General features: G+C 66.5%; 16 protein-coding genes. 4 read left to right on the top strand and 12 right to left on the bottom strand.

Annotation, left to right across the window (positions count from 1 at the left end; genetic code table 11):
• Positions 1–14 precede the first annotated feature (14 nt).
• The 9 genes from POM99_RS18140 to wrbA form a co-directional block, all read right to left on the bottom strand.
• Complete coding sequence (locus POM99_RS18140; protein ID WP_277279973.1) at positions 15–479, bottom strand: low molecular weight protein-tyrosine-phosphatase; 465 nt, start codon at positions 477–479, stop codon at positions 15–17.
• Positions 476–1492, bottom strand: coding sequence for an ACP S-malonyltransferase (locus tag POM99_RS18145; protein WP_277279975.1), 1017 nt, complete (start codon positions 1490–1492; stop codon positions 476–478). The genes POM99_RS18140 and POM99_RS18145 overlap by 4 nt, the downstream gene beginning before the upstream one ends.
• Positions 1489–3684: a thiamine pyrophosphate-dependent enzyme gene (locus POM99_RS18150; RefSeq protein WP_277279976.1), complete on the bottom strand. Its 2196-nt coding sequence runs from the start codon at positions 3682–3684 to the stop codon at positions 1489–1491. The genes POM99_RS18145 and POM99_RS18150 overlap by 4 nt, the downstream gene beginning before the upstream one ends.
• Positions 3685–3759: 75 nt before the next feature.
• Positions 3760–4878, bottom strand: coding sequence for a glycerophosphodiester phosphodiesterase family protein (locus tag POM99_RS18155; RefSeq protein WP_277279977.1), 1119 nt, complete (start codon positions 4876–4878; stop codon positions 3760–3762).
• 1 nt (position 4879) lies between these two features.
• Positions 4880–5827, bottom strand: a complete 948-nt coding sequence (locus POM99_RS18160; RefSeq protein ID WP_277279979.1) for a bile acid:sodium symporter family protein — start codon at positions 5825–5827, stop codon at positions 4880–4882.
• Positions 5824–6738: a carbon-nitrogen hydrolase family protein gene (locus tag POM99_RS18165; RefSeq protein ID WP_277279980.1), complete on the bottom strand. Its 915-nt coding sequence runs from the start codon at positions 6736–6738 to the stop codon at positions 5824–5826. Before POM99_RS18165 ends, POM99_RS18160 begins: the two co-directional genes overlap by 4 nt.
• Positions 6732–7319, bottom strand: coding sequence for a GNAT family N-acetyltransferase (locus tag POM99_RS18170; protein WP_277279982.1), 588 nt, complete (start codon positions 7317–7319; stop codon positions 6732–6734). Before POM99_RS18170 ends, POM99_RS18165 begins: the two co-directional genes overlap by 7 nt.
• Positions 7316–7726 carry a ketosteroid isomerase-related protein gene (locus POM99_RS18175; protein WP_277279984.1) on the bottom strand — a complete coding sequence of 137 codons (411 nt, stop codon included), beginning with the start codon at positions 7724–7726 and terminating at the stop codon, positions 7316–7318. The genes POM99_RS18170 and POM99_RS18175 overlap by 4 nt, the downstream gene beginning before the upstream one ends.
• A gap of 97 nt (positions 7727–7823) precedes the next feature.
• Entirely contained in the window at positions 7824–8423 is a 600-nt protein-coding gene (gene wrbA / locus POM99_RS18180; protein WP_277279986.1) for an NAD(P)H:quinone oxidoreductase, read from the bottom strand.
• 273 nt (positions 8424–8696) lie between these two features.
• Between wrbA and purC the strand changes: the two genes are divergently transcribed.
• Positions 8697–9482, top strand: a complete 786-nt coding sequence (purC, locus tag POM99_RS18185) for a phosphoribosylaminoimidazolesuccinocarboxamide synthase (RefSeq protein WP_277279988.1) — start codon at positions 8697–8699, stop codon at positions 9480–9482.
• Between the two features lie 91 nt (positions 9483–9573).
• On the opposite strand, the gene POM99_RS18190 is transcribed toward purC, so the two are convergent.
• The gene (locus POM99_RS18190; RefSeq protein WP_277279990.1) at positions 9574–11016 is read right to left on the bottom strand and encodes a methyl-accepting chemotaxis protein; all 1443 of its coding nucleotides are present in this window, start codon (positions 11014–11016) and stop codon (positions 9574–9576) included.
• A gap of 266 nt (positions 11017–11282) precedes the next feature.
• The gene (locus POM99_RS18195; protein WP_277279992.1) at positions 11283–14474 is read right to left on the bottom strand and encodes a beta strand repeat-containing protein; all 3192 of its coding nucleotides are present in this window, start codon (positions 14472–14474) and stop codon (positions 11283–11285) included.
• Positions 14475–14589: 115 nt separating this feature from the next.
• Between POM99_RS18195 and POM99_RS18200 the strand changes: the two genes are divergently transcribed.
• Entirely contained in the window at positions 14590–17430 is a 2841-nt protein-coding gene (locus tag POM99_RS18200; protein WP_277279994.1) for a M16 family metallopeptidase, read from the top strand.
• A gap of 3 nt (positions 17431–17433) precedes the next feature.
• Here POM99_RS18200 and POM99_RS18205 read toward each other — a convergent pair whose 3' ends face one another.
• Complete coding sequence (locus tag POM99_RS18205; RefSeq protein WP_277279995.1) at positions 17434–18789, bottom strand: aldehyde dehydrogenase family protein; 1356 nt, start codon at positions 18787–18789, stop codon at positions 17434–17436.
• 355 nt (positions 18790–19144) lie between these two features.
• Between POM99_RS18205 and POM99_RS18210 the strand changes: the two genes are divergently transcribed.
• Both POM99_RS18210 and POM99_RS18215 read left to right on the top strand, forming a co-directional pair.
• Entirely contained in the window at positions 19145–20734 is a 1590-nt protein-coding gene (locus tag POM99_RS18210; RefSeq protein ID WP_277279997.1) for a SulP family inorganic anion transporter, read from the top strand.
• A 21-nt stretch (positions 20735–20755) separates the two neighbouring features.
• Positions 20756–21394: a carbonic anhydrase gene (locus POM99_RS18215; RefSeq protein WP_277279999.1), complete on the top strand. Its 639-nt coding sequence runs from the start codon at positions 20756–20758 to the stop codon at positions 21392–21394.
• Positions 21395–21475 lie beyond the last annotated feature (81 nt).

Consider the following 21475-nt stretch of genomic DNA (forward strand, 5'->3'; position numbering starts at 1 on the left):
ATGGCGGAGGTGCGTCACCTTTGCAGGCGGTCCACCAGCAATCGCGCGGCCTGGTCCACGTCGTCCCACACGGCGGCGAAATCCTCCTCGTCGCCATAGTAGGGATCGATCACCGCAGTCCCTTCGCGTCCGGGAACAAGGTCCATCAGCAGGCCCACCTGCGCCAGCACGCGGCGCGGCGCCATGCTGCGCAGATCGCGCAGGTTCTGCTGATCGAGTGCCCAGATCTGGCCGAACCTGGTGAAATCCTCTTCGCGCACCTGCCGCGCACGGTAGGACGAGATGTCGATGCCGTGGCGTGCCGCCTCGGCCACGGCGCGCGGATCGGGCGGATTGCCTGCATGCCAGCTGCCGGTGCCGGCGGAATCGATGGTGAGCGCAAGCCCGGCGGCCACCGCCTGGGCACGCAGGGCAGCCTCTGCCAGCGGGGAACGACAGATGTTCCCCAGGCACACGAACAGCACGGACTTCTGACTCATCGGATCACGATTTCCCTTTGCACGGGCCTGCCCATGCCGATCAGGTACGGATCCTCTCCCTGCCTTGCAGTGAAGTCGTTACGCGACGAAATGTCCAGCCATTTGGTGGCGATGACAACTTGGGCAATGGCCCCGCCCAGCGTCTCACCCGGCCCCAGCAGCACAACCCGGTCCGGCGCGAATTCGCGCAGGGCCACGCGGATGGCGGCAGTGAAATCATAGGGTTGCAGGATCTGGTGGCCGAAGGTGTAGTCCCACAGCTGTGCGGGATCGGTCTCGAAACGCCGCCACACCTGCCCGCGCCCGTCGATCAGCGGAACCTGCGGGCGGGCGAACCAGTCCACCGGCAATTGCGCCCGCGCGGCATCGGCGCTCTGCTGCATCAGCGGGGTGTGGAACGGGCCATTCCCGGCAAGGCGCAACGGTGCGCGGGCCAATGGCGGCAGGTCCGCCTCCAGCGCATCGAGCGCCGCTTCCGCCCCGGCAACCACCAGCATCCCGCCAAGGCGGATCGATGGCAGCACGCCGTGGCGCGCCATGGCGGCATGGACGGCGCGTTCAAGCGCGGGATCGACGGTCCAGTCCTCCCCCGCCAGCACCAGCACCGCCTGTCCGCCAGGTTCATGCCCCTGCGAATTGACGCCCATGGCATCGGCGATGGCAAAGCCGTGTTCGCCGCTGACCGCCCCGGCGCAGGCGAGCGCGGTGTACCAGCCCATCGAATTGCCGGTGACGGCCACGATCTCGAACCGGTCCTGGTCAATGGCGAGGAAATCGAGGTAGGCACAGGCGTGGATCAGCGGTGCGGCCACATCGCCGCGCAGGTGCAGCCCGGGGTCGAACTTCGCCGCGCCATCGAGTGCGGTCAGCGCAGGCTTGCCCCCGACAGCGCGCAGGGCATCGAACCGGGCCAGCCATTCGGACCCGCCATGGTGGCGCGCCAGATAGCCAAGCTCGGGCGCATTGTAAGTGCCGCGCCCGGGGCAGACGACGACGATGCGTTCGCGGGTCACCGCACCATCTCCAGCACCTTGGCCACGATGCCGTCGCGGCTGGGCAGGGTGTGGGTGGCGGCGCGGGCCAGCGGAATGAAGCTGTCGGTCGCGGCCATGCGGGCGATACCCTTGCCGGGCGCGCGTTCGGCCAGCAGCGCCATCAGCGCCTCGTTCTGGCCGCCGGTGATGCGGCATTCGTCCACCACCAGCACGCGGGCGCACGGGGCGACGGCGGCGATCACCGCATCGTCGTTTACCGGGCCGAGCCAGCGCAGGTCGATCACCCGCACCGCCACGCCCTGCTCCGCCAGCAGCTTCTGCGCCTGCAGGCTGAGGTGGAAGCCGTTTCCATAGGTGACGATGGCAAGGTCCGTCCCCTCCCCCGCCACGCCGATCTCGCCCAGACGGATCTCGCCGGTTCCGGGGGGCTGATAGACGCTGGCCCACAGGCCGTCGCCCGGCTCATGCAGGTCTCGCGTCATGTAAAGCGCGATGGGTTCCACGAACACCACCACGCGCTGTTCCTCGTGCGCCAGCCGCACGCATTCGCGCAGCATGGCAACCGCATCGCGGCCATTGCTCGGCACCGCCAGCACCACGCCGGGAATATCGCGGAAGACGGCGAGCGAGTTGTCATTGTGGAAGTGCCCGCCGAACCCCTTCTGATAGGGCAGCCCGGCGATACGCACCACCATCGGGTTGGTGAACTGGCCGTTGGAAAAGAAGCTGAGCGTCGCCGCCTCGCCCCGGATCTGGTCCTCGGCATTGTGGACATAGGCGAGGAACTGGATTTCCGGGATCGGCAGCAGGTTGTTGTGCGCCGCGCCGATGGCGAGGCCGAGGATCGCCTGTTCATCCAGCAGCGTGTTGATCACCCGTGCCGAACCGAACCGCGCGTGCAGCTTCTGCGTGGCGGCATAGACGCCGCCCTTGGGCCCCACGTCCTCGCCACAGACGATGGCGTTGGGATATTGCAGCAGCAGGTCTGCCAGCGCCCAGCTGATCAGCTTGGCCATGTGCTGCGGCTTCTGCATCGCATCGGCATCGTCGGCAAAGAGCGCGGCGCGCGCCGGGGCATCGGGCACGGGGCGTTCCGCGCCTTCACGCCGGGGCGGCACGATGCTGGCCATCACCGCCGCGGCATCGGGCAGCTTGGGCCGGGCGATGGCGAGTTCCACCTGGGCCATCAGGCCGGCCTCGATCGCATCGTACTGCGCGCGCACGTCGGCGGCGGTCATCACCCCTTCCTCGATCAGCAGCGCCGCGCTGGCCAGCAGCGGATCGCGCGCCTCGTCCGCTTCGATGCGCGCCTTGGGCAGATAGGCGAGCTGGATGTCGTTGCCGGCATGGCCATAGAGGCGCACCGTCTTCATGTGCAGGAACACGGGCTTGCGCTGGCGGCGGGCGATGGCCTCCGCCTCACGCGCGGCGCGGTAGCTCTCGACGAGGTCGCTGCCGTCGCAGGCGATGTAGGTCAGGCCGGCGCGGCCCTGCCAATTCGCCTCGATCCAGCCGGGCGGGGTGCTGGTGGAAATGCCGATGCCGTTGTCCTCGCACAGGAACACGATGGGCATGGGCGTGCCCTGGAACGCCGCCCAGCAGGCGGTGTTGATCGCGCCCACGGCGGTGGAATGGTTGGCGCTGGCATCGCCAAAGCTGCACAGCACCACGCCGTCCCTGGCCAGCGTGGTTTCTGCCCAGCCCATGCGCCGCGCGATGCCGATGGCAAAGGCCGCGCCCACCGCCTTGGGCACATGGCTGGCGATGGTGCTGGTCTGTGGCGGGATCATCAGCCGCTTCGATCCCAGCACCTTGTGCCGGCCGCCACTGATCGGGTCCTCGGCGCTGGCGGTAAAGCTCAACAGCATGTCCCACGCCGGGGTCTCGCCCGGCACGCGGCCGGCGCGGTGGATTTGGAAGGCGGCGTCGCGATAGTGGAGGAAGGCGATGTCGTCGGTCCGCAGCGCCTCGGCCAGCACGGCGTTCCCTTCGTGCCCGCTCGACCCGATGGTGTAGAAGCCTTCGCCGCGCGCCTGCAGCTTGCGGCTCAGCCGGTCGAGCTGGCGGCTGAGCATCTGCGAATGGAGCAGCGCGGCGGCGCGTTCGGGCGCAAGGCCCACGTCCTTCAGCCCCAGGTTGCTCCGCCGCCGCAGCGTGCCCTTGTCCAAGGCGTCCAGGAACTTGCGGTGTACCTGCTCGGCAGCATCCATGGGGGCGGCAATCCGGTTTCCGTTGCAATCACACGGTGCCTAGCGGAACCGCTTGCGGAACGCCACACCCTGCGCTCAGGCAGGCGCATCCCCATCCACCGCGCGGCGGCCCAGCGCGGGATCGTCGGTGAAGAATCCGTCCAGCCCTTCGGAAAGGTAGCGCCGGATCTCGGCCACGCTGCCATCGGGGTTGCGCGCGGCGTCCCCGGCTTCATTGCGAAAATCGGCGGGCAGGAAGTGGTTTTCGGGGCGGAAGGTATAGCAGCCGACCAGCAGCCCGGCACGGTGCGCATCGGCCACCACGCTGGTCGCCGCGCCCAGCCTGCCATCCTCGCCCAGCGGGATGATCTGGCGAGTCCACGGCGCCACCCAATCGGCATAGGTGGCGATGCCGGCAAGGCCCTCTTCGGTCAGCATCGCGGCATAGGGGGTCTTGCCGCCGGCCTTGGCCTCGTCCGCCGGAACCTTCAGATCCTCGTCGATCAGCTGCATCAGCTGCAGGTTGGGCAAGTCACCCAGCAGGCCACGCAGCAGCTTGAGGTTGGAAATCTCGAACGACTGCACCACCAACGGCGCACGGCGCAGATAGGGGCTGGCCATCACGCGTTCGACAAACAGCTTCTCCATGTTGAAGCCGGCGGCGGCGAAATAGGTGGAATGCTTGATCTCGGGAATCACGCCAATCGTGCGCCCGCACGCGGCGGCTTCGGCGGCAACGAAGTCGGCCACTTCCTCGAACGTCACCAGCTGGAACTGCCCGTCATAACCGGCCGATTCCGGGCGCAGCGGGCCAAGCCGCTCCTTCGCCCGCAGCGTCTTCAGTTCGGCCAGGGTGAAGTCTTCGGCAAACCAGCCTTCCTGCTCCTCGCCATCGACGGTCTTCTTCGTCCTGCGCCCGGCGAACTGCTTGTGGTCGGCCACGTCGGTGGTTTCGGCGATGTTGGGTTCGTGCCGCACCACCAGCACGCCGTCCTTGCTGACGACGAGGTCCGGCTCGATGAAATCGGCCCCGTCGGCAATCGCCTTGGCATAGCTGGCCAGCGTGTGTTCGGGGCGCAGCGCGCTGCAGCCGCGATGGCCCAGCACCAGCGGCTTCACCGGCCGCGCCGCCCCCGCCGCGCGCGCCCTGCCGCCAGCCAGACCCATCGCCGCCATCGCCATGCCCCCTGCCAGAACCGCCCGCCGCGTGGTCATTTCAATCCCCGTCCCTGGCGGCATAGCGCCGCGCGATCGAGGCGCAGGCCATCAGCTGCGCCTGGTGGAAGATCATGATCGGCAGGATCACCGCGCCCGCCACCGCCGGGGGGAAGATGATCTTGGCCATCGGCACCCCGCTCGCCAGCGATTTCTTCGATCCCACGAACATGATGGCGATCTCCTCGGGCCGGGCATAACCCAGCGCGCGGGCAACGCCCATCGTAATCCCCAGCACCAGCGCCAGCAGCAGCAGGCACAGCGCCAGCAGCACAGCCAGCTGCCCCGGTGCGACCTTGTGCCAAAGCCCTTCGACGATAGCCGCGCTGAACGAGGCATAGACCGCCAGCACCACCGTGCCGCGATCGGTGAACATCAACAGCTTGCGGTTCCGTTCGGCCCAGGCACCCAGCAGCGGACGCATCAGGTGGCCGACCACGAAGGGCAGCAGCAGCTGGCTGGCGATCTTCACCACCTGGTCGGTCGAAACGCCCCCCGCCGTGCCCAGCAATGCGCTGGACAGGAACGGCGTGACGAACACCCCGGCAAGGTTGGAGAACGCCGCAGCACAGACCGCCACCGCCACGTTGCCCCGCGCGATCGAGGTGAAGGCGATCGAGCTCTGCACCGTGGAAGGCAGCGCGCACAGGTACATCACGCCGATCCACAGCGCGGGCGGCAGCGCCCCCGGCACCGCCGCCTTCATGCCCAGCCCCAGCAGCGGGAACAGGGCAAAGGTGAAGGCCATGATCAGCAGGTGGATCTTCCAGTCACTGGCCGCGGCGATCAGCGTTTCGCGCTTCAGCCGCACGCCGTGGAGGAAGAACAGCAGCGTGATCGCCAGGGTGGTCACCCAATCGACCGCCACCGCGCCCGCGCCGCTGGCGGGAAGCACGCTGGCCAGCGCCACGGTGGCCAGCATGATCAGCAGGAACGGGTCAAGCTTCATCCCAGGTCCACCACTTCGACCGGCGGCAGCGGCAACGCGCCGGGCTGTTCAACCCAGTGCGCGGCATTCAGCACGCCACCATCGGCGCGCAGGGCCGCAACGTGGGCAGTGTCGATCTCGGCAAGGACCCATTGGGCCTGCCCTTCCACGCCCACGGCCAGCACGCCATCCTCCGGCATCCCCCAACTCCCATTCCTTGGAGCGTCGGGCGGCCCGTAAACCCCTGCCGCACCGCGGTTCTCGTCCACGGCTGGCGACCATTCGGCCGTGCCCACGGTGGGCGAATGCACGGCATAGCATTGCCCTTCCAGCGCGCGCGCCTGCGCGCCGATGCGCACCCGCCAGTATCCGTGCAGCGTATCGGTGCAGCTCGGCACCAGCAGCACTTCCGCCCCCGCCTCAACCGCCGCGCGGGCCAGCAGGGGGAATTCGCTGTCATAGCAGGTGACGATGGAGAGCTTGCCCAGCGCCGTCTCGAACAGTTTCAGCCCGGCCCCGCCGGCGATATGCCACTGCTCGCGCTCGAACCGGGTCATCACCAGCTTGTCCTGTGTGGCCGCCTTGCCATTTGGCGCAAACAGGCGGGCGGCGTTGTGAAAGCGGCCATCCGCTGCCCTGCACGGCGCGCTGGCGGCCAGGATGTGCATCCCGGTCCGCGCGGCCAGATCGGCATGGAGCGCATCCACCTGCGGCAGCAGCGCCGAAACCGTCTCGATCGAGCCCTGCAGATCGCCCATCGTTGCCGGATCAAGGCTGGCCAGCTCCATTGCGCCATATTCGGGAAAGACCGCCAGCTTCGCGCCCGCATCGGCCGCTTCACCCACCCAGCGCGTCAGCTTGGCAACATAGGCGTCCCAGCTTTCCAGCCGCTCGATCGGATACTGCGCCGCCGCGACGCGAAAGCTCACCATTGCTTCAACCAGTACTGCATCGGCTTCGGGCTCTCCTGTGCCTCGCCCCATTCCTTCCACGCCAGCTCGGTCAGCAGGCCGGGAATCGGCGCATAGCCCCTGCGCGTCCAGAACGCATCCAGCGGCGTGTATCCTTCGGGCCGAGCGGGATGATCGGCAGGCCGCACCACCGCCGCAAAACAGGCGGCATTGGCATCACAGGCCCGTGCCTGCGCCTCGCGATGATCAAAAAAGGCGTGGCCGATGCCATGCCCGCGATAATCGGGCAGCAGCACGCTTTCGCCAAAGTAGAACAGCCGCGCCGTGTCCAGCCCGCGCGCTTCGAAGGGCGCGCGGAATTCCGCCTTCTGGTGCATCATCGGCGCGGCGGTGGCGGCGCCGACAATCCTTGGCCCATCGAACGCGGCGACCAGCACCGCATCCGCCGCGGCGGCATATTCGGTCAGGTATTCGGCCTCGTAGGCCGGATCGCCATCATAGAGATAGGGAAACGCGGCGAACACCGCGATGCGCAGCGCCGCCAGATCGTCCAGCGCGCCGGCAATCTCGTCTCCGGTCAAGGGCCGGACGGTGATTCTCACCCGACCACTTGGGCCGTCCAGTCGGCCAGGTTGTAGTACATGGTCAGCCGGGTGATCTTGCCGCCGTCCACCGCGATGAACGCGCCCGCCGGCAGCACATAGGTCTGTCCGTTGGCTTCGGGCAGGCCTTCATCGGTGGCAAGGTAGGCGCCGTGGACCACGAATTCGGCCGCCGCGCGCGTGCCTTCGTCGTTGGCCATGATCACGATGTCTTCCAGCCGCTCCTTGTAGCAGCGCTCCATGTGACCGAGAAACTCGGCGAATTTCGCCTTGCCGGTCACGCGCTCGCCCTGGTTCACGTCGTGCGCCACGTCGTCGGCCAGGCAATCGAGCATGCCCTGCCAGTCGCCCGCGTTGAACGCGGCGTAATAGGCTTCCAGCAGTGCAATCGTCGCGGCCCGGCTCATCGGCGTCTCCTCAGGGATCGGAGAGCGCCTCTTAGCCGAGCCGGATGGCCCGCGCCACACGCTCCATGCGCATGGCGCGATGCCTTTTACAGACCGGTCACCCGAACAGCTTGCTGGCCGTGTCCGCCACGCGCTTGCCCAGATAGCGCGCGCCTTCCAGCTCGGTCTCGCTCGGCTGGCGGCTGCCGTCGCCATTGGCGATTGTGGTGGCGCCATAGGGCGATCCGCCGACAACCTCGTCATTGCGCATCTGCCCGGCGTGGCCATAGTCCAGCCCGACGATCGTCATGCCGAAGTGCAGCAGGTTGGTGATGATCGAAAACAGCGTCACTTCCTGCCCGCCGTGCTGGGTGGCGGTGCTGGTGAAGGCGGCGCCCACCTTGCCGTTCAGCGCACCGCGCGCCCACAGCCCGCCGGCCTGGTCGAGGAACGCGGCCATCTGGCTGCTCATCCGGCCAAAGCGGGTGCCGGTGCCGACGATGATCGCGTCATAGTTTTCCAGCTCGGCCACGGTGGCGACCGGGGCGGACTGGTCCAGCTTGAAGTGCGCGTTCTGCGCCACTTCCAGCGGGGCGGTTTCGGGCACGCGCTTCACGTCCACCTGCGCGCCGGCGCTGCGTGCGCCTTCGGCAATGGCGTGGGCCATGGTTTCGACATGGCCATAGCTCGAGTAATAGAGAACGAGGACCTTGCTCATCGTGGGATCATCCTTTCGCTTCGTGTGCGGCAATGAAGGCCTTGTACCCCTGTTGCCACATTTCTGATCAGAGGGATAAGATCGTCCGGAACGTTCCACTTTGTCGAAAAGTCATGCTGCAATTGCACTCCCGGGCAATTTCGCTTATGGGCAGGCCCCGCAGCCCCGGCATCCGCGATGCGGCAGACTTCTGTCCCGCCTCGTCCCGCCGGGGTTTTTGATTTGCCGCGAGGCGCTTATCGTGCACGCGGAGCCGCACAGGAAGAATCGCCCATGTCCCGTCGCCGCCAAATCTATGAAGGCAAGGCCAAGATCCTCTACGAGGGCCCCGAGCCCGGCACGCTCATCCAGTACTTCAAGGATGACGCGACCGCCTTCAACGCGCAGAAGCGCGGCACGATCAACGGCAAGGGCGTGATCAACAACCGCATCAGCGAGTACGTGTTCACGCGTCTCGCCCACATCGGCATCCCCACGCACTTCATCCGCCGCCTGAACATGCGCGAACAGCTGGTGCGCCAGGTGGAGATCATCCCGATCGAGGTGGTGGTGCGCAACGTGGCCGCCGGCTCGATCAGCAAGCGCCTCGGCATCCCAGAGGGCGAGCCGCTGCCGCACACGCTGATCGAATATTACTACAAGGACGATGCGCTGGGTGATCCGATGATCGCCGAAGAGCACATCGCCTGCTTCGGCTGGGCCACCAACGAGGAGATGCAGGACATCTCCAGCATGGCGATCCGCGTCAACGACTTCATGGTCGGCATGTTCGCCGCGATCAACATCCGCCTGGTGGACTTCAAGCTGGAATTCGGCCGCATCTGGGATGGCGACTACAGCCGGGTGATCCTGGCCGACGAGATCAGCCCCGATGGCTGCCGCCTGTGGGACATGGTCACCGGCGAAAAGCTCGACAAGGACCGCTTCCGCCGCGATCTGGGTGGCGAGGAAGAGGCCTATCAGGAAGTGGCCCGTCGCCTCGGCCTGCTGGAAAACGACGGCGGTCCTTCCGAAGTGCTGGACCTCGGCGCGCACCGCAAGCTGCGCAGCAAGAAGTAAGCAGCCTCGTCTGCCAAAGAAAAGGGCCCGGAAGCGCATCGCTTCCGGGCCCTTCTTGCATGGGAATGGCCACCAGGGCCTGAGCTTCTGTTCAGAACTCCGACCAGTCGTCCACAGCCAGGGCCAGGTTGCCTGAAACGGCAGGCATCGCCGGGGAAGCCTTGGCCGGAACATGTCCGGTGCGCGGCGCGCTGCGCGTGGCGATCGGCGCAGGCGTGGACGCGGCGTTCGCTGCAACCGACCTTGCCGGTGCCTGCATGTTCCCCGGATTGTGCCCGGTCCTGAACACCTGAACCAGCTCCGCCAGCCGCTGCCCCTGTTCGGAAAGACCGTGTGCGGAAGCGGCAGTTTCTTCCACCATCGCGGCGTTCTGCTGGGTGTTGCGTTCGATCGATCCGATCGCGGCGTTCACATCCTGCAGGTTTTCCGCCTGCTGGCTTGCCTTGGTCGAAATGTCGAGCACGCTGGTTTCCACCGTGGCGATGCGGTCCACGATATGCTTCAGCGCCTCGCCCGTCTTGGCCACCAGTTCCACGCCGGCGTCCACCTGCCCGGTGCTGGTGCTGATCAGAGTCTTGATTTCCTGTGCGGCATCGGCGCTGCGCTGCGCCAGCGCGCGCACTTCGGTGGCCACCACGGCAAAGCCCTTGCCCGCCTCGCCCGCGCGGGCAGCCTCAACCCCGGCGTTCAGCGCCAGCAGGTTGGTCTGGAAGGCGATGCCGTCGATCACGCCGACGATCTGCGAGATTTCCTGCGAAGACTGATGGATCGCGCTCATCGCCTCGACCGCACGCTTCACCACCGCGCCGCCTTCGCTGGCCTCGCCATGCACGCGGCGCACGGTTTCGCTGGCGTCCTTGGCGCTGCCCGCATTCTCGTGCACGCCGGTGTTCACCCGGCCCAGCGCGACGGTCGACTGCTCGATCGAGCCCGCCTGCTGCTCGGTGCGCCCGGCCAGGTCCTCGCTCGCATGGCGAATCTCGTCGGCGCTCACGCGGATCTGCATCGCGGTTTCCACCACCTGCGCGATGGCGACGCGCAGTCCCCCGATCGCACGGTTGAAGTCGCTGCGCAGCTGTTCGTATTCGGGCGGAAACGGCTGGCTGATATCCTGGCTCAGATCGTTTTCCGCCAGCCGGCCCAGTGCGGCTCGCAGCGCGCCCACAACTTCCTGCTCGGCCTTGGTCGAGGTTTCCACCCGCTTGGCGTTCTCGGCAAACACCGCCATGGCCTTGGTCATCCGGCCCACGCAATCCTTGTAGTCGGTGAACCGCACCGGGCTGTCGAGATCGCCGTCCGCCAGCGCTTCCATGCGCACCACCGTCTCGACATAGGGATCGGCGATGGAGCGCGAACACAAATAGGCGGCAAACAGGCCCGCGCCGGAACAAGCCACATAGACGCCAATCGACCAGTTGAGCGCAGTATCGACCGCATCGCGCGTCGACTGGTCCACTCCGGCCCCCATGGCGGATTCGATATAGAAATGCTGGCCGATCACCGTGGCCAGGCACAGGCAGGTAAGCGCGGCCATGAAGCCGAATACGGCAAACAGTTTCTGCCTTATTGGCAGTTCTTTTTCATACCACGAAAGCATCGGTGTCGACCCTCTTGACACACCGGACATAATCCCCGGCAAGGGTGTCGATAGCAGCGTACTGCCTCTAGCTGTCCTACCGTGCACATAGGCACATGCGCGAAATGGCGTTTAGGCTTCGGTTAATCGGCAGCCTGCCCCGCCACCGGCTGCATTGGCGAAGTTCTATTTACGTCAGTTAGTTACATGATCTGACTTTGGATTCAGAGCACCAGCACGTTCTCCAACTGCGCGATCTGGTAGTTGAACGAAGGCGTATCGATCAGCAGGAAATCGCTCGCCACGATGTTCGTGCCCGGGGTGAACGTGGCCAGCAGCACCTTCGCCTGCGGCCCGTTGGCGTCGTAATCCACCCACAGCTGGCCGCTGCCCCTGTCATAGATGGCGATATCGTCCTCGTCCCTGGCGCTGGTGCCGAAGGCAAGCCCCCCCGCCAGCAGGTATCCGGAGACATAGTCGTTCACCACCATGATCTTGTCGGTGCCGGAAACGAAGTCGGTGATCTTGTCCGCGTTCTGGCCGAACCCCGTGGAGATCACGAACTGGTCCTTGCCCGCGCCCCCGGTCATCGTGTCGATCCCCTGCCCGCCGAACAGGAAATCGTCGCCGTCTCCGCCGTTCAGCGTGTCCGCGCCGGCATGGCCAAGCAGGCTGTCTGCCCCGCCGCCGCCGCTGATGGTGTTGTTCGCGCTGTTGCCGCCCAAAACATTGTCGGTGCCTGATCCGGTGAGCGAGGCCGCATTGGCTCCGGTCAGCGATCCGACTTCGATATTGTCGCCCAGCGTGAAGCTGTCCCCGCCGAAGGCGCGATCAAAGCCGGCGGCGGCGTTTTCCACCAGCGTGTCGCCCGTTCCGGCGGTGATATAGGTGTCATCGCCATTGCCGCCTTCCATGCGGTCGGCCCCGGCGCCCCCGGTCAGCCTGTCGGCTCCGTCGCCACCCAGCAGCGTGTCGTTGCCATCGCCGCCATCCAGCAGATTGGCCAGGCCATTGCCGGTGATCGTGTTGGCCAGGCCGTTTCCGGTGCCCTTCAGCGCCAATCCATCGAGCGTCAGATTCTCCACGTTGTCGCCCAGCGTGTAATCGATCGTGGCCAAAACGGTGTCGGTGCCCCCGCCGGAAAGCTCGGTCACCACATCTCCCGCGTTATCCACGCTATAGCTGTCGCTGCCCGCGCCGCCCTTCATGGCGTCGGCGCCCGCGCCGCCGTCGATGATGTCCGCCAGGTCGGTGCCGGTCAGCACGTTGGCCCCGGCATTGCCATAAAGCCGGATCGCCTTGCCAAAGCCCGATGCGTCCACGTTGATGGCCGCAGTGCCGGTGCGGTCGGCCACTGCACCGCTGCCCGTGCCGATCACCACCGCATCGATCCCGGAACCGCCCGCCACGAGGGTGAAAGTGCCAGCCGTCCTGGCGGCATAGCGCAGTTCGTCGATCCCGCCTGCGCCCGTGTCGGCAATCACCGCGCCGGCAAATTCCGCCGCGCTCGCCACCACATAGACGTCGCTGCCATCCCCGCCGTCGAGATGGTCGGCCCCGCCGCCGCCCACCAGCACGTCATTGCCGCCCAAGCCCAACAGCGTGTTGGCCGCGCCATTGCCGATCAGCACGTTGCGCTGGGCATTGCCCGTACCATCGATCGCGGCCATGCTGGTCAGGGTCAGGTTCTCGACATTGGCCGCCAGTGTATAGGACACCGAAGCCTTCACCAGATCGGCACCCTCGCCCGCCGCCTCCACGATCGTGTCAAGGGCATCGGTCACCACATAGGTGTCGTTGCCCAGGCCTCCGGTCAGGGTGTCGGCCCCGGCTCCGCCATCAAGGGTATCCTTGCCGTCTCCGCCGTTCAGCTGGTCATCGCCGCCTCCGCCCAGCAGGGTGTTGGCCAGGCTGTCACCCTGCATCGTATCGGCAAAGGCCGATCCGGTGACCTTCTCCACGTTCTGCAACTGTGCGTTGCCGCCGATGAAGCCCCCGCCATAGCCATCCACCATGGTCACGGTGACGCCCGCCTTGGCCCGGCTGAAATCCGCCGAATCCTTGCCCGCCCCGCCATCGAAGAAACCGCCTGCCGCGGTGCTGGAAAGCCTGTCGTTGCCCTCCCCGCCCAGCAGGATCACTTCAAGCCCGTTGCTGGAAAACCTGTCTGCCCCCGCGCCGCCATCGATCGTGGTGGGCAGGTTGGTGCCACGCACCACGAAGCTGTCGGCATAGTTGGAGCCGCCCAGCCACTGGAGGTGCTCCACATTGCGGATCGTCCCGCCCAGCACCGTGCCGACGCCGGACAGGATGTCACTGGTGGTCACCGTCACGCCCACGGCAGACCCGGCCAGCGACAGGCGCAGGGTATCATCGCCCGTGCCGCCATCCACATCGTCGCCGATGCCCGCCGCGATCAGATCGTTGCCGCCGGCCCCATCCACCGTGTCCTTGTCCGCGTCGGTATCGTCGTAGATTTCCTTCTGGATCCAGGCCGGCCCATTCCCGGTGGCGAGCAGATCGCGATAGGCACCGCCCGTGATCGTGTCCTTGCCGTCGCCGCCATAGATATAGGAGACCGAGGCTTCGCTCGCCTCGATCACGTCGTCGCCCGCATCCCCAAAGACATATCCGGGGTAGTTGCTGGTGTTCACGTGGATGGTGTCGTTGCCGTTGCCGCCGTGGATCTCGCCTCCGGCGGTGATCGTGTCGTCGCCATCCTCGCCAAACACGGGCCAGCCCTGTCCGCTGTTCAGCAGGATCGTGTCCTTGCCCGCGCCGCCATGCACTTCGCTCAGATACTGGCTCGCCGTCGCGTCGATGTAATCGTCGCCGTCACCCCCGTCGATCACGCTGGTGTAGTACCCGGCATAGAGGCGGTCATTGCCGCCCATGCCATAGACCTTGTTGAATTCGGCATAGCCGGTGCCGTTGTCGCGGGCATAGATCGTGTCGGCAAAGTTGCTGCCCTGCACCCAGGTCAGGTTCTCGATGCCCTTGATCGTGCCGCCACCGATGACTTGCGACGCCAGCGAAAAATCAACCGTGATGCCCGCACTGGCGCCCATGAAGCTGATCGACAGGTAATCGCCATAAACGGTGTTGCCACCCCCATCCACGTTGTCGCCATATCCGGCATAGATGTGGTCGTCGCCGTCGCCCGCCTGGATCGTGTCCTGCTCGGCTCCGGTATCGATCGAGATGGCCCGGCCATAATAGACGCCGAAGTTGGGCGCCCGGTCATCCGAAGCAATGTAGTCGTCGCCTGCCAGGCCCTTCAGCGTGTCGGCGCCAGCCCCGCCGGAGATGAAGTCCTGATCTGCCGTGCCGGTATAGCTTTCATTGCCCGCACCGCCCGAAAAATCGCCCATCCCGGCAAACTCCGCCCCCTGCCGCCTCTTTCGGCAGCGATCCATTGCCGCAAACCATAGCCATGATGGACAGCCGGGCAAGCGATCTTCGAACCGATCCGGTCAATGGCAGGCAGGGCCGTTGCGCCCTGCAGCGCGCGCGGGCACAAGGCGGCTGACCATGCGCCGTATCCTGCCCTTCATCGCCGCCCTGTCTCTTGCCGCCTGCACCGCCCACGTGCAGCCGCCGCGCGCATCCGCTCCTCCTGCCGTCGACTGGGCCTTCCAGCGCAGCGATCTCGCACCCGATCCCGCCTTCCGCTTTGGCAAGCTGGACAACGGCATGCGCTTCATCATCCGGCGCAACGCCACGCCGGCGGGCACCGCGCAGGTGCGCATGGACATCGCCGCCGGATCGCTGAACGAGACCGAGGCCGAGCGCGGCTATGCCCATTTCGTGGAGCACATGGCCTTCAACGGCAGCACCCATGTTCCCGAAGGCGAGATGGTCAGGCTGCTTGAACGCAACGGCCTTGCCTTCGGGGCTGACACCAACGCGCAGACTTCGTTCGAACAGACGCTTTACCAGCTGGACCTGCCACGCAACGATCCCGCCCTGCTCGATACCGCGCTGATGCTGATGCGCGAAACCGCGGGCGAGCTCAGCTTCACGCCCGAAGCCGTGGCGCGCGAACGCGGCGTCGTGCTGTCGGAACTGCGCGACCGGCAGGGGCTGGACCTCAACAACCTGAAGGACCAGATCGCCTTCCTCTATCCCCATGCCACCTATCCCCGCCGCCTGCCCATCGGCACGGTGGAAAGCCTCAACGCCGCCACCGCGGCCTCGCTTCGCGCGTTCTGGGCGCGCGAATACGTGCCGGCAAAGGCGACTCTGGTGGTCGTCGGCGATTTCGATCCCGATACCGTCGAGGCCGCAATCCGCGCGAAGTTCGCAGGCTGGCAGCCCCGCGCCGAAAGCCCGCGCCCCGATGAAGGCGTGGTGAAACCGGGCCTTAAAGGGCAGGTGGACATCTGGATCGATCCCGCGCTGTCCGAACGCGTCGTCGCCTCGCGCCATGGCCCTTGGCTGCATGAGCCCGACACGATCGCCCAGCGCCGCCTTAACCTGCTGCGCCAGATCGGCTATGGCGCGGTCAACCGCCGCTTCCAGCGTATCAGCCGCCAGTTGGCCCCGCCGTTCCGCGGCGCCGGCTTCGGCACGGGTGACGTGTTCCGCATCGGCCGCACCACCAACCTTGTGGTCGATGTGGAGGACAAGGGCTGGCGCAATGGCCTGATCGCCGCCGCCGCCACGCTGCGCCAGGCGTTGCGCGATGGCTTCACCGCGGAAGAGATCGCCGAGCAGGTGGCGAACACGCGCACCGCGCTGGAAAACGCCGCCGCCGGACAGGACACGCGCAGCAACGGCGCGCTCGTCGCCGCCGCGCTGGCTTTGGTGCGTGATGATCAGGTGCCGACCACGCCCGCCAGCGGGCTTGCCCGCTTCAACGCCTTTGCCGCGCAGATCACCCCGCAGGGCGTGCTCGCCGCGCTGAAGACCGAGGCGCTGCCGCTCAAGGACCCGCTGCTGCGCTTCCAGGGCCGCTCCGCGCCCGAAGGCGGCGCCGCCGCGCTGCGCAAGGCATGGAACGCCGCCGCGCGCACCACCGCCACCCGCTTCACCCCGGTGAAGGGCCCCTTTGCCTACACCGATTTCGGCCCGCCCGGCGCCGTGGTGGCTGACAGCCGCGAGCCCGCCTTCGGCATCCGCATGGTCCGCTTCGCCAATGGCGTGCGGCTGAATCTCAAGCACACCGATCTCGACAAGGACCGCATTTCCATCCGCTATTCGCTCGATGGCGGGGAGATGCTCGATACGCGTGAAAATCCGCTGGCCATGGAGATGGCCTCCACCCTGCCCGCCGGGGGGCTGGGCAAGCATTCGCAGGACGATCTGCAGACGCTCCTCGCGGGCCGCTCGGTCTCCAACCCCTTCGCCCCCAGCGGTGATCTGTTCACCGGCACAGTCACCACCACCCCGCGCGATCTTGAACTGCAGCTCGATCTGCTCGCCGCCACGATCAGCGATCCCGGCTACCGGCCCGAAGCCGAGGTGCCCTTTCGCGCGAACATGACCAACTACTTCGCGCGTCTCACCGCCACCCCGCAATCGGCGCTGGCCAATGGCCAGCCGGGCGTGCTGTCAGACAATGATCCGCGCTTCACCCTGCAACCTGCGGGTGATTACCAGAAGCTCACCTTCGCCAGGCTGCGCGCCGATCTGGCCGATCGCCTTGCCCGTGGTGCGCTTGAAATCGCCATGGTCGGCGATCTTGACGAGGACGCCGCCATTGCCCTCGTCGCCAGGACCTTCGGCGCACTGCCCCTGCGCGAAAGCGATTTCCGCCCCTATGTCGCCGAGCGCCGGCGCAGCTTCACCGCCGACCGCCGCCTTGTGGTGCTGCGGCACAAGGGCGAGGCCGATCAGGCCATCGTCCGCATGGTCTGGCCCACCACCGACGATTCCGATCCGGTCACCACCATGGGCCTCGGCCTGCTTGAACAGGTCGCTTCGGTCGAAGTGCTGGATTCGGTGCGCGAGGCGCTGGGCAAGGCCTACAGCCCCGGTGCCGCCTCCTCGCTCTCGCGCGTGTGGACCGGCTATGGCACTTTCGCGCTGCAGGCCTCGGTCGATGCCGCCGATGTCGCCGCCACGCGCGAGGCCTTCCGCAAGACCGTGGCCGATCTCGTCTCCGCCCCGGTCGATGCCGATGTGCTCGAACGGGCCCGCGCGCCCATGCGCGAACGGATCGACGCCACGCTCAAGACCAACGGCGGCTGGCTCGCCCTGGCTGACCGCGCGCAGACGAAGCCCGATCGCATCGATCGCTTCCGCACCGCCCGCGCCCGGCTCGATGCCTTCACCGCCACCGAACTGCAGGCGCTCGCCCGGCGTTACCTCGGGGCAAAACCGGTCGAATTCCTCGTCCTGCCCGAAGCCGCGCCCGCGCCCGCAGAATAGCCCTTACTGGTGCCGATAGACCGCGCGTTCGTGGCTGAAGCACTTGAAGCCGAAGTAGCCGTGATAGCTGCCCATGCCGCTGGTGTTCACCCCGCCGAACGGCAGGTTGTTTTCCAGGTAGTGCGAGAACACGCCGTTCACCGTCACCCCGCCGGATGAAGTGCGGTTCAGCACCTCGTCCACCACTGCGTCATCCTTGCTGTAGACATAAAGCGCCAGCGGCTTGTCGCGCGCCTCGATATAGCCGATCGCCTGGTCCAGCGTGTCATAGGTCATCACCGGGATCACCGGGGCAAAGATCTCGTCCTGCATGATCGTCATCTGCGGGGTCACGTCGGTCAGCATGGTCGGGTGCACGGTCAGGTCCTCGGCCTCGAAGGTGCCGCCCACCGCCACGGTTGCGCCCTTGGCCACGGCATCGTCGAACATCGCCTTCACCCGGTCGAAGTTCGCCTTGTTCACCACCTGCGCGATGCTGTCCTTCTTCAGCGCGCCCGCCCCGTCATAGAGGTTGGCCTTCACGTTGGCGGCAAAGCCTTCCACCAGGGCGGCCTTCCTGTCCTCCTTCACGAACACATAGTCCGGGCTGATGCAGGCCTGCCCGCCGTTGAACTGCTTGGCCGCGGCCAGCTGCGCCGCCACCTGGCCGATGTCGGCGCTGTCGTCCACGATCACCGGGCTCTTGCCGCCCAGTTCCAGCGTCACGCTGGTCAGGTGCCTGGCCGCCGCCGCCATCACGATCTTGCCCACGCGCGGGCTGCCGGTGAAGAACACGTGGTTGAACGGCAGCTCCAGCAGCGCCGTCGCCACCGAAACATCGCCCTCGAACAGCGCAACGTCCTTTTCGTCGAAGGCCTCGCGGATGATCGTGGCGGCGATCCGCGCCGTCGCCGGGCACAGGTCGGTCAGCTTGACGATGCAGGTGTTGCCCGCCGCAACTGCGGCCGCCACCGGGCCAAGCGCCAGGCCCAGCGGGAAGTTCCACGGCCCCAGCACCAGGCACACGCCCCGCGCTTCATGGATGATCTGCGCGCGATCGGCGGGGTTCAGCGAAGGCGTCACCTCGGTCGGCGCCATCCACGCGTCCAAATTGTCGATGTTGCGCTGCACGTTGCCGATCACGTTCAGCACCTCGGTCACGCGGATTTCGCCCACCGGCTTGCGCGTGTCTTCCAGCACCGCGCCGATGATGTCCTCGGCATGCGCCTCCACCGCCGCCTTCAGCCGCGCCAGCTTCTCCTTGCGCACCTCCGCGCCGGATGCCTTCGCCTCCCACTGATGCGCCTGCTGCAACGCGAACACGCGCGCAATCTCGGCAGAAAGGTCGGCGGCGGTCGGCTGGGGGATCGAAGAGGTCATCGCTATCGGCATCCTGCAAGTCTGCTTGTTTGTTCGTTAGCCTGACTAACCATCTAGAGACCCGGATGCAACGGGCGCTGGCCCCAAGGGCATGTGCATTTGTGAAACGCGCCGCATCCGTCACGGCCGGATCACCAGTCCGGCCCCTCCATCCCACGCATCCGCCTTCCCCCGTCAGAAACATTTTGTAACTTGCTTAACGTTGGATATGTCAAATACTATAATCACTCGCATAAGGCGATATAAACGCAAATTCACCTCGAACTTCCCGCCAGGTATTCGAGCTGAACACTTCCCAGACCGCAGCGCGTGCTTGGCGATGTTCGCCAGTGCATCTGCATGTCCAGAGAGCATCATGACACAACCCGCACTGCGCGATTCTTTTCTGGCAAACTGGCGGGCCGACGTTCCCGCCTCGATCGTCGTCGCGCTGGTGGCGCTGCCGCTGTGCCTCGGCGTCGCCCTTGCATCCGGCGCGCCGCTGTTCGCAGGGCTGATCTCGGGGATCGCCGGCGGTCTCGTCGTCGGCCTGCTCAGCCGCTCCCCCCTGTCGGTCAGCGGCCCCGCCGCCGGTCTCACCGCCATCGTCCTCGCCGCGATCGAGGGGCTGGCCAGCTACGAGGCGTTCCTGCTCGCGGTCTGCCTTGCCGGCGTGCTGCAGATCGGCTTCTCCTTCCTGCGCGCAGGCATCCTCGCCGAATTCGTGCCATCGTCGGTGATCACCGGCATGCTCGCCGCGATCGGCCTGATCCTGATCCTCAAGCAGGTGCCCCACGCCATCGGCTATGATGGTGATCCGATGGGTGATTTCGCCTTCGGCCAGGCCGATGGCGGCAACACCCTGCTCGGCATCGTCCGCTTCTTGCGTGAAGACATCCAGTGGGGCGCGGCCATTGTCGCGGCCGCCAGCCTCGCCTTCCTGTTCTGGTGGGACAAGGCCCGGCCCAAGGAAGGCCCCATGCGCTTCCTGCCCGGCCCGCTGGTCGTGGTGGTGTTCGGCGTGGTCGCCAATGCGCTGTTCGTGCGCTTCGTCCCCGCGCTCGCCATCGCCCCCACCCATCTCGTCGCCGTGCCGGTCGCAGGCTCGCTCGCCGGCTTTTTCGACCTGCTGCGCCTGCCCGATTTCAGCGCCATCACGCGGACAGACGTGTGGACGGCCGCTGCCGCGATCGGCATTGTCGCCAGTCTCGAATCCCTGCTCAGCGTTCAGGCGGTCGACGAGCTCGATCCCCAGCGTCGCGTCACCGACAAGAACCGTGAACTGCTGGCACAGGGCTGCGGCAACCTTGCCGCAGGCTTCCTCGGCGGCATTCCTGTCACCTCGGTCATCGTGCGCAGCTCGGCCAACGTCGATGCTGGTGCCAAGTCGCAGATGTCGGCCATCCTGCACGCCGTCTGGCTGCTCGCCAGCGTGCTGCTGATCCCCTTCGTCCTCAACCTCATCCCGCTTTCGGCCCTCGCCGCCGTGCTGATCGCCACCGGGTGGAAGCTCGCCAAGCCGAAACTGTTCGTCGAACGCTATGCGCAAGGCTGGTCGCAGTTCGCGCCTTTCGTCATCACCATCACCGCCATCCTGTTCACCGATCTCCTCATCGGCATCGCCATCGGCCTCGCCGTGGGCCTTGGCTTCGTGATCTGGCGCAACATCCAGAATGCGGTCACCGTGGTCCACCATGGCAACGACGTGATGGTCCGCGCCCGTCTCAACCTCTACTTCGTGCACAAGGCACAGTTGCAGGAAGCGCTGGCCGCGATCCCCGACGGGCGCACCGTGCTGATCGACCTCTCCGCCACCAACTATGTCGATCCCGACAACATCGACATCATCAACGCCTTCGTGAAGGCGGCGCCCTTCCGGTCGCTGCGTGTGGTGATCAAGGGCGATGCCCGCGGCAGCCTTGCCCCGCGCATCCACGCCCCGCTCACCCGCGCCCGCGCCACCTGATCTCCCAAAGCTGGAACCCCGATGCAGGAAATTCCCCAACTTCTTCTCCACAACCGCGCCTGGGCGGCCGAACAGCTCGCTGAAGACCCCGAATTCTTCACCCGTCGCCTGGATGGGCAGAAGCCCGCGTTCCTGTGGATCGGCTGCTCCGACAGCCGCGTCCAGCCCGATCACTTCACCCAGGCCGCGCCCGGCGGCCTCTTCGTTCACCGCAACATCGCCAACCTCGTGCGGCCTGACGATGCCAACCTCATGGCGGTGCTCGATTTCGCGGTGATGACCCTCGGCGTGAACGAGATCGTGATCTGCGGCCATTATGGCTGCGGCGGCATCGCCGCCTCGCTCGGCACCCTTCCCTCGGGGCCGGTCGGCCATTGGCTCAGCCATGTCGTCGATGTGCTGAACGATCACCGCAGCGCGGTGGAATGCCTCCACGATCACGACGAGCGGGTGAACCGCCTCGTGGAAATCAACGTCCGCGATCAGCTGCTCCATCTCGCGCAGACGCCCACCGTGCAGGCCGCCTTCGCCCAGGGCCGCCCCCTCACCCTCCACGGCTGGGTCTACGACCTGCGCGACGGCCTGATCAAACCGCTGCTGGATATCAACGCCGCCACCAACCTCGAAGACGTCGGCGCCCCTGAAAGGGTGTTGGTCTAGAGCTTCCCGGGGCAGCAGCCATCGGCCCATTCCGGTGGTTCCTCGCCGGGATGATCGCCCTCGTTTGGCCTTTAAGTGCGC

The sequence above is a fragment of the Novosphingobium cyanobacteriorum genome, from assembly GCF_029436685.1.
GTDB classification, from domain to species: Bacteria; Pseudomonadota; Alphaproteobacteria; order Sphingomonadales; family Sphingomonadaceae; genus Novosphingobium; species Novosphingobium cyanobacteriorum.

Excerpts from the sequence above, each read along its gene's own strand:
- POM99_RS18140 (WP_277279973.1), bottom strand. The coding sequence starts at position 479 with ATGAGTCAGAAGTCCGTGCTGTTCGTGTGCCTGGGGAACATCTGTCGT.
- POM99_RS18160 (WP_277279979.1), bottom strand. The coding sequence starts at position 5,827 with ATGAAGCTTGACCCGTTCCTGCTGATCATGCTGGCCACCGTGGCGCTG.
- POM99_RS18150 (WP_277279976.1), bottom strand. The coding sequence starts at position 3,684 with ATGGATGCTGCCGAGCAGGTACACCGCAAGTTCCTGGACGCCTTGGAC.
- POM99_RS18195 (WP_277279992.1), bottom strand. The coding sequence starts at position 14,474 with ATGGATCGCTGCCGAAAGAGGCGGCAGGGGGCGGAGTTTGCCGGGATG.
- purC (WP_277279988.1), top strand. The coding sequence starts at position 8,697 with ATGTCCCGTCGCCGCCAAATCTATGAAGGCAAGGCCAAGATCCTCTAC.
- POM99_RS18165 (WP_277279980.1), bottom strand. The coding sequence starts at position 6,738 with ATGGTGAGCTTTCGCGTCGCGGCGGCGCAGTATCCGATCGAGCGGCTG.
- wrbA (WP_277279986.1), bottom strand. The coding sequence starts at position 8,423 with ATGAGCAAGGTCCTCGTTCTCTATTACTCGAGCTATGGCCATGTCGAA.
- POM99_RS18175 (WP_277279984.1), bottom strand. The coding sequence starts at position 7,726 with ATGAGCCGGGCCGCGACGATTGCACTGCTGGAAGCCTATTACGCCGCG.
- POM99_RS18205 (WP_277279995.1), bottom strand. The coding sequence starts at position 18,789 with ATGACCTCTTCGATCCCCCAGCCGACCGCCGCCGACCTTTCTGCCGAG.
- POM99_RS18210 (WP_277279997.1), top strand. The coding sequence starts at position 19,145 with ATGACACAACCCGCACTGCGCGATTCTTTTCTGGCAAACTGGCGGGCC.
- POM99_RS18155 (WP_277279977.1), bottom strand. The coding sequence starts at position 4,878 with ATGACCACGCGGCGGGCGGTTCTGGCAGGGGGCATGGCGATGGCGGCG.
- POM99_RS18200 (WP_277279994.1), top strand. The coding sequence starts at position 14,590 with ATGCGCCGTATCCTGCCCTTCATCGCCGCCCTGTCTCTTGCCGCCTGC.
- POM99_RS18190 (WP_277279990.1), bottom strand. The coding sequence starts at position 11,016 with ATGGCCGCGCTTACCTGCCTGTGCCTGGCCACGGTGATCGGCCAGCAT.
- POM99_RS18215 (WP_277279999.1), top strand. The coding sequence starts at position 20,756 with ATGCAGGAAATTCCCCAACTTCTTCTCCACAACCGCGCCTGGGCGGCC.